We start from the raw sequence: 1,572 nt of genomic DNA, 5'->3' as shown, positions 1-1,572 counted from the left end.
TGCCTGCGCTGGAAGGATGACGGTGGAAATAATGAATACACTAACCAAGTAAGCGCATAGTGCGACGACACAGCCTCTCGCTGCGTCACATCTTGGACTCGGTCGCGGTAGCGACATCGACAGTATTCCCCAGTCGAGGGATGCCAGACCGGGCGGGATATTCGCGCTCGTACGAACCGCTAACAAACGTTGTCTTCGCAATCTGATCCGCAACTGCGGCACTTATAGCAATGTCCGTCATAACCATCGCGCCAGCAATGGTAATCGGTTCGGCCGGCACCGCAACTGCCACATGAACCCATCGCGAACGCTTTTCCGGGGATAGCAGATCCTGCTGCAGTAACGGCGAGTGCTCTAGCTAGGAGCAGGATCTTTCGCCGACCTGCCATTGCGGATCTGCTCTCTCGCGCATCAACTTTAATGGCGTACGCGAAAACATGTAACACCCATATCGTTGTTAAGGCCGCTGCCGAGGCAACGATCAGGTACCAAGCCGTTCCGGCCACAAACAACGAGGAAAACCATGCGGCGACTGAGAAAAGAAATGCTTTTGCAGTGCAAACCTGGCAAGCCCCATTTTGCTCCAGAGAAATCGTCCGAGCATTTGAGCGTAGCGCATCTAGGGTCCTCCCTTGACAACTTTGACGGACGCTTCCGACAGGCATTGGCCACGATAAGCGACGACAATCTTGGTGCGCTCGGCTTTAGCCGGCGATTTGTTCTTCCACATCCCCCGGCGTGATCGTATATGATAAGTGCCAGGATCGCCGCCAATCGTATCTGCGCCGCCGGGCACTCCCAACGTAACAATCGTGCATCTCCGGCAATATGAACTGGATCACACCTGTCCGGCCAGAAGCCGCGGATGAACCGGGGTCGCGGGTTCCGACCCTCATGCAAGCCGGGGGATTTCTTGTTGGACCAATCGCAATAGTCGGTGTTGCGTGTCCCCGCAACCAACCTAAATTGCGATACCGAATCGCAGATCAGCTGCCCTAATCGGGCGGCCTTTTTGCATCCGCAGTTCTGATGGTTTCGCCCTCCCGCAACCACTCAAATTTGCGAAGGAAGCAAGTCCTGGCCAACGCCAGTCCGTGATTTTGACTTGCTCAGTAACATTCGAGGCGTAGTTGAATCGCGTACGAAAGCCGGCATCTTGCGGACCATAGCGCCGCCCCGCCCAAGACGATTGGCGCTTGCTGAGGAAGGCGCCTCTGTGCAAGACAATTCGTCTCAGAAGCGCATTAACGGGAACCGTTCTGTGACAGTCTCTCTTGATGGCGAAATTCGTGACGGCCGCCATCATTTGCAGGTCCGCGTTTATTTCGAAGATACCGACGCCGGCCAGATTGTTTATCATGCGTTTTTTTGCGCTTCATGGAACGCGGCAGAACGAATTACTTGCGCCTACTCGGAACCAATCAGCAAGGCTGCTCAACGACGCGCAGACCGATGCGCCCGGCTTTGCCTTCGTTGTCCGTTCGATGACAATCGATTTTCTAAGACCGGCGATCTTGGACGACCTGCTCGACGTCGTCACGGTCCCGCAAGAGGTGAGGGGCGCGTCGATCG

General features: G+C 55.6%; 1 pseudogene. It reads left to right on the top strand.

From position 1 onward, the window contains the following. Positions 1–1,261 precede the first annotated feature (1,261 nt). Positions 1,262–1,572: pseudogene (locus tag FNJ47_RS45970) on the top strand (YbgC/FadM family acyl-CoA thioesterase); the annotation flags it as partial.

Origin of the sequence: Bradyrhizobium uaiense, from assembly GCF_010811875.1 — a bacterium.
GTDB lineage: Bacteria > Pseudomonadota > Alphaproteobacteria > Rhizobiales > Xanthobacteraceae > Bradyrhizobium > Bradyrhizobium uaiense.
The sequence above is the reverse complement of the archived record's forward strand: the minus strand, read 5'-3'. Positions and strand labels throughout refer to the sequence as shown.